Source organism: Sphingomonas sp. (assembly GCF_025353885.1).
GTDB lineage: Bacteria > Pseudomonadota > Alphaproteobacteria > Sphingomonadales > Sphingomonadaceae > Sphingomonas_O.
Genome location: NZ_JANXNX010000035.1, coordinates 1 through 5,775, shown reverse-complemented (window position 1 = coordinate 5,775; position 5,775 = coordinate 1). Strand labels below are relative to the sequence as shown.

Annotated in this window: 4 protein-coding genes and 5 pseudogenes; 5 read left to right on the top strand and 4 right to left on the bottom strand. The window is 58.5% G+C overall.

What is annotated here, in order from left to right:
- Nucleotides 1–415: pseudogene (locus tag Q0R02_RS04065) on the top strand (hypothetical protein); the annotation flags it as partial.
- 53 nt (nucleotides 416–468) lie between these two features.
- Here the strand turns inward: Q0R02_RS04065 and Q0R02_RS04060 are convergent.
- Nucleotides 469–855, bottom strand: a pseudogene (locus Q0R02_RS04060) (transposase); the annotation flags it as partial.
- 171 nt (nucleotides 856–1,026) lie between these two features.
- On the opposite strand from Q0R02_RS04060, the gene Q0R02_RS04055 reads away from it, so the two are divergent.
- The 4 genes and pseudogenes from Q0R02_RS04055 to Q0R02_RS13775 all read left to right on the top strand — a co-directional run bounded on the left by Q0R02_RS04055 (nucleotide 1,027) and on the right by Q0R02_RS13775 (nucleotide 4,809).
- Nucleotides 1,027–2,037 carry a glucokinase gene (locus tag Q0R02_RS04055; protein WP_293881088.1) on the top strand — a complete coding sequence of 337 codons (1,011 nt, stop codon included), beginning with the start codon at nucleotides 1,027–1,029 and terminating at the stop codon, nucleotides 2,035–2,037.
- Nucleotides 2,038–2,247: 210 nt separating this feature from the next.
- Nucleotides 2,248–2,497 (top strand): annotated as a pseudogene (locus tag Q0R02_RS04050) (transposase); the annotation flags it as partial.
- Nucleotides 2,498–2,708: 211 nt separating this feature from the next.
- Entirely contained in the window at nucleotides 2,709–3,674 is a 966-nt protein-coding gene (locus Q0R02_RS04045) for an IS110 family transposase (protein ID WP_293881086.1), read from the top strand.
- 61 nt (nucleotides 3,675–3,735) lie between these two features.
- Nucleotides 3,736–4,809 (top strand): annotated as a pseudogene (locus tag Q0R02_RS13775) (DUF6880 family protein).
- Nucleotides 4,810–4,895: 86 nt separating this feature from the next.
- Here Q0R02_RS13775 and Q0R02_RS04025 read toward each other — a convergent pair.
- The 3 genes and pseudogenes from Q0R02_RS04025 to Q0R02_RS04015 all read right to left on the bottom strand — a co-directional run.
- Complete coding sequence (locus Q0R02_RS04025) at nucleotides 4,896–5,183, bottom strand: helix-turn-helix domain-containing protein (RefSeq protein WP_293881078.1); 288 nt, start codon at nucleotides 5,181–5,183, stop codon at nucleotides 4,896–4,898.
- Nucleotides 5,180–5,521, bottom strand: coding sequence for a type II toxin-antitoxin system RelE/ParE family toxin (locus Q0R02_RS04020; RefSeq protein ID WP_293881076.1), 342 nt, complete (start codon nucleotides 5,519–5,521; stop codon nucleotides 5,180–5,182). Before Q0R02_RS04020 ends, Q0R02_RS04025 begins: the two co-directional genes overlap by 4 nt.
- A gap of 95 nt (nucleotides 5,522–5,616) precedes the next feature.
- A pseudogene (locus Q0R02_RS04015) lies at nucleotides 5,617–5,775 on the bottom strand (IS3 family transposase); the annotation flags it as partial.

The following is a 5,775-nucleotide window of genomic DNA, read 5'->3' as shown; positions in this document are numbered from 1 at the left end:
GGACGGCCACATTCCTCGCTTGACCGGAGGACACCCGATCAGGCTTACTTCAACCAACCGCTTCTCGCAGCGGCATAATCAACCGGCAGCCATTCCACTTATAAATCGCGCGGCGCTGTTCAAACAAACCGAGCCACCTCTCCTCAAGCATTTGCGGGAGTTCGACGGCTATATCAGTGCCAACGCCAGCATGGTCCCAAACTATGGCGAACGACGGCGATATGGAGAGGCGGTCTCGACCGCCTTCGTGGAGTCGACCGTCAACCAGGTCGTCGCCAAGCGCTTTGCAAAGAAGCAGCAAATGCAGTGGACGCCCCGGGGCGTGCATCTGCTTGTACAACTCCGCGTCCGAACCCTCGATGGTACGCTGGTCAATGATTTTCAGAGATGGAGGGACGAGCGGAAGGCGGCATAACCCCCAGCTTTTTTATGCTCCCTGGCACGCAGTTCCCGGCTCAATGTCTGCTAGCTCACGCTGATGGCGAACTCGTCCCACACCCACTGCGCCAGATCGATCAGACGCCAGCGAACGACACCGTGCGATGCCGGGATCGGACCGCTCTCGACCATCTGCGCCAAAGCCTGCCGCTGGTTATCATTTAACAACGGGATCCCGCCGGGCGGCAACACATCGATCAGTCCATCCGGACCCTCGGTATTAAACCGCAAAACCCAATCGCGGACTGTCTGTAGACCAACGCCACCCAAAACCACGGCATCACTGCGGGTGCCGCCCTCATAAATCGCGGCCAATGCCAGCAATCGACGGACCTGATTAGCGTCCCGACTGGACCGCGCCAGCGCCCTCATTCTCGCTGCTGTGAAATCTTCCCGAAGCGCCACCGCTGATGCCATCGCCAACCTCCATCCCGGCCTGCGACCATTGAATCGGAAATCAGCGCGATTGGGAATCCCCTATGAGTCAGCCCTCACAGGATTGGGTATTAGGCCATGAAAATCTTCCAATAGTTGTTTGCTAACGCGCCTCGTCTACTGTCGTCGCCAGAAAAAGGTGAGAGGACGAGGATGGATAAAAGGACAGGGGCCGCGCATGACGTAGCGGTTCTGGGCTCTGTCGGGCGCAAGCGCGTGCGTTTCGCGTTGTCTGACGAGAATGGTACGCTGCGGCCCGAGACGATCCGCTCCTACGATGCGAAGGCAACGACCGGCGTGTCGGCCGCGCTGATCGACTTTCAGCGTGACCTCGCGCTGCCGGCCATACCGTCGCGCGCGGCAATCGCAGTCGCAGGGCTGGCGCGTGGCGACACAATCTCGATCACAAACACGCACTGGTTCGTGTCGCGCACAGGACTCCGGGCGATGACAGGCTGCGCCCCGCTAATCCTCAATGACTTCACAGCCGAGGCGTGGGCGATCTGCGGCGCAGACGTATGCCAGATCGAGACCTTCAGCACCCAACTCGCACCGGAGTTGAAGCGGCCCGGCTGCTACGTTGTCCTCGGTATCACATCGGGACTCGGCGTCTCGGTTATCAACCGCAGCGAGACGGGCGCTGTAACCTTGCTTTCAACCGAGGCGGGCCATGGCGCGTTCGCGGCAGCAACCGGCGAGCTGGCCCAATTGGCGTCCGACATGTTCCCGGGACTTAATCCAGTTATGACAGAGCAGATCGTATCCGCACCTGGTCTGGCCGCAATCTACGCGTTCCTCGCGCAGCGCGGCCGTACGGCGGTGCGCATACGCACTCCAGAGGAAATCACCCGCTCCGCCGCGACCGATCCCGTCGCGCGCGCCGCATGCGAGCTGCTCGCTAAGGCATTCTGGGCGCAGGCGGGTAACTTAGTAATGACGTTCGGCGCGTGGGACGGCGTGCTTGTTACCGGAGCGCTGGCGAACGCGATCCGCCCGTTTCTGCAACGTCCAGACACGCAGACGCTATTCGCAACATCGCCCAAGTACCAGCGCATGCTACAGAACGTGCCACGCGCCTTCGTAACGCTAGCGAATGCTCAGCTGATCGGTTTGGCGGAAGCGCTGCGGTACGAACGAGTTAAGTCGTCAGCGGGAGTTGGGTAATTTGGAGGCCCCGAACGAACGACGGTTTAGGTGTTAGCCTTCGTTCTTCCTTGGTCATCAAAACACCTTGGCCTTCTAGATTTCAGGCCGCAACAGTAGCGCACCGTCCCGGAACGCGATCGAGAAACATCAATTTAGTACCCTATGGACTTGTAACGGTTTTGCGCCGGTCACTTGAGAGTTTAAAACTCGTTCAAGGAGACCGACGAGATGATCAAGCATACCGAAGAGTTCAAGCGAGAGGCGGTGCGTATTGCGCTGACGAGCAGGTTGCCGCGTGACCGGATCGCGTCAGATTTGGGCGTTGGTAAATCGACGCTGGGCAAATGGCTGTCACAGCATCGTCCGGCTGATCTGGTGCCAGCGCTCGCCAAGCAGATTTAGCGCGAGAATGAACGTCTCCGCCTCGAACCGTGTGCTTAAGGAGGAGAGGGATATCTTAAAAAACCGTCCCGGGCTGAGCCCGCCTGTCGGCGGTAGAAACGGGTCGTGGTACAAGGGTTGTGGAAGGGTCGCGGCCGTTGGCCTATTGGAGGCATGATACCCCGTTAAAAAACGTGGCCCGTGGGCGTTTGCGTACTTGAGAGTGGTGACGTCGCACTGCGGCGATCCCGGTTAGGAAGATGACGGTTTGCGTCGCCCATACCCTTCTGTTTTGAAGGAGAAATGGAATGACTGAAGCAAGATCCAAAGACATGGCTGCATTGTCCCTGGTCAACCCGCGCGCTGCCGCCATCGATATCGGTTCAACCATGCACATGGCGGCCATAAATCCCGATGCCGACGATAATCCGGTTCGCGCCTTTGGCACGTTCACGGGCGACCTGCACGAGATGGCGCGCTGGTTCAAAGCCTGTGACGTTACGAGCGTGGCGATGGAGTCCACCGGTGTTTACTGGATCCCGGCTTATGAAATCCTGGAACACCATGGCTTTCACGTTATTCTTGTGAACGCGCGCTATGCCAAGAACGTACCAGGCCGCAAAACCGATGTCAGCGATGCCGCCTGGTTGCAAAGGCTTCACAGCTACGGACTGTTGCGCGGCAGCTTCCGTCCCGAAGCCGGTGTTGCGACGCTTCGCGCCTACGTCCGGCAGCGCGAGCGACTGATTGAATATGCGGCCTCTCACATTCAGCATATGCAAAAAGCCTTGATGGAAATGAACGTTCAGCTCCATCACGTCGTCTCTGACATCACCGGTGCAACAGGCATGCGGATCATTCGGGCCGTCGTAGCAGGAGAGCGAAAGCCACATATCCTGGCAGAGATGCGTGATATCCGATGTCATTCATCGGTTGAGACGATCTGCGCTGCTTTGTCGGGGAACTGGCGCGATGAGCACATTTTTGCGCTTTGCCAGTCCGTGGCGCTTTATGACTTTTACCAAACGAAGATCCTGGAATGTGACCGCAAGATCAAGGCCTCGCTTAACGCCCTTGCGGTTGATCAGGGCCATGACGCACGCAACCTGCCCAAGGTTCGGACCAAAACAAAGCAGGTAATCATCAAGCGATGCCGGCAGCAAGTAGTCTTGCCGGCGGTCTGCACATTCTACGAAACGGCCCATCTCAAACCCTCCCGAAACCCAGCAAAACACTACCACGTTCCAGCGTTTTTACACAGTCTCGGGCGGTAGCGGACTTCGGACCCGCCTCGTTCAGACCTTGACCGCCGTGCCGCAATTGCGAAAATGGGTGATGGCTTCCGATACTACCCTGAACCTCAAGAATCTCGCTGCACTGGGGGCCGAGCGGCTTGCGGAATTACTGATGGAACTGGCGACGGGGGACGCCGCCGCCAAACGTCGCCTGAGGCTGGAACTGGCAAGTCGCAGCGGAGGTGGCGATGTCGCCGCAGAAATCCGCAAGCGGCTCGCCACGATCGCCCGGTCAAGGTCCTTTGTCGATTGGCACAAGATCAAATCCCTCGTGCGGGATCTCGATATTCAGCGGACCGCAATCATGACGCATGTCGCACCGACTAGGCCCGCTGATGCCTTTGACCTGCTCTGACGCCTGCTGGAAATAGCACCCTCACTTTACGAGCGGTGCGACGACAGCAATGGCATGGTCGGAAACGTCATAACCATGGCGCGGGACGATCTCGGCACGGTTTCCACGCAGGCGAAGCTGGACACACGCAAACTTGCTGAACGGGTGTTCGACGGGGTTTGCGCCAATGATTATGTGCAGTTTGACGGGCTGATCGACCTAATGGCCGAGCCGTTGGGTCGCGAGGGGTTCTGCCTCCTTTAGGCCCGGTTTGAGGATCTGGCCGTCAAGCCGCCCGCGACGCCCAAGCCGGATAACCGCAAGGTGATCGGCATCAGCACGCGCGGCTCGATTTTTCAGGAGGATTATGACGCGCAGCGCCATGCTCGTCTGATCCAGTCCGCATTGACAGACATTGCTGACGCCCTGGGCGATGTGGATGGCTATGTCGCGCGCTACTCCGCCGAGGAACGGGCAAACCCGGCGATCGCTGCTCGTGTTGCGGAACGGCTCCTCGCTGCTGGTCGCGTCGATGAGGCTTTGGCGGCGCTAACCCTGGCCGAGACGGGTTCCCGTAAACGCGGTCATTGGCCCGACTGGCGAAGGGTCCATATCGAAGTCGTCGATGCACAGGGGCGTTTGGTTGACGCACAGCACGAGCGCTGGGCCATTTTCGAGCAGGGCCTGGATGCGGAATATCTTAGAGCGTTTCTGAAGCGCCTGCCTGATTTCGACGATGAAGACGCGGAACAACGGGCCTTGGCCTATGTCCGTAGCTAGTCTGCCGCACTTTCAAGGTGCCGCGATCGACGCTCACTGGCACGCTCACGCGCATAGGATGGCCTCACGCTGAGAAGGTCAGTCAGCTACCGGAGTAATTCGGTCACCACCGAGGGCTTGCGGGCGATCATCGCAAGCAAGACCTGTGCGGGGCCGGTGGGGTGCCGCCTACCATGCTCCCAGTTGAGTAATGTTCCTTTGGCAACGCCGATGCTCTGCGCAAATGCACTTTGTGATAAGCCGGTACTTGCACGAACTTGGGCAACATCGATCGCAGGCACAGTGAGGTGATGGACGCGCGCGCCGGTCTCCTTGCCTTCGGAAAAGGCGATGGCTTCGTTCAATCCCTCGACAAGATTTTCATACACGTTCATTTTTTTACTCCGTAGTTTGCGAGCAGGATTTTGCTCAAAGCGACAACCGCCGCCAGTTCCGTTTTACTTAGATTGCCTTTCTCGTTTTTGGCGAACACCGTCACTAAAAACAGGGGAATATGGGCACCGCCAAACACAAATAGCGTTCGATAACCGCCGCTTTTGCCGCCACCCTCACGTGCGATACGCACCTTGCGCAATCCACCGCCCAAAGGCACTCCCGACGTTGGATTTACGGCAACGTAATCGACGATGGCCGCGCGCTCCTCGTCCGTCATGATCGCCTTCGCATCCCGGATAAAGGTGGCGAGTTCGACAACGGTTTGCGGCACGTCCATCAGTATCGAATATACGTCATTGGCGTATATGTCTATGGCACATGCTGGCCCAGAACATTTGGTTCTGAGCATAAAGACTAGTGATCAGGAACGCGTCCCCGCGTGATGAACAGCTCGGCGAGTGCTGCCAGCACATCTTCATGCCTGAGCTGCCGGGCGACGATCAGCGCCAGGCATTCCCGGCTCGCCTCGTCGATGATCGTCAGGATGCGGAACTTCCTGCCATCGTGCGTGCGACCCTCAACGAAGTCGTA

What these genes read in the sequence shown, in the direction of transcription:
- Q0R02_RS04055 (WP_293881088.1), top strand. Translation starts at nt 1,027, where the DNA reads ATGGATAAAAGGACAGGGGCCGCGCATGACGTAGCGGTTCTGGGCTCT.
- Q0R02_RS04045 (WP_293881086.1), top strand. Translation starts at nt 2,709, where the DNA reads ATGACTGAAGCAAGATCCAAAGACATGGCTGCATTGTCCCTGGTCAAC.
- Q0R02_RS04025 (WP_293881078.1), bottom strand. Translation starts at nt 5,183, where the DNA reads ATGAACGTGTATGAAAATCTTGTCGAGGGATTGAACGAAGCCATCGCC.
- Q0R02_RS04020 (WP_293881076.1), bottom strand. Translation starts at nt 5,521, where the DNA reads ATGGACGTGCCGCAAACCGTTGTCGAACTCGCCACCTTTATCCGGGAT.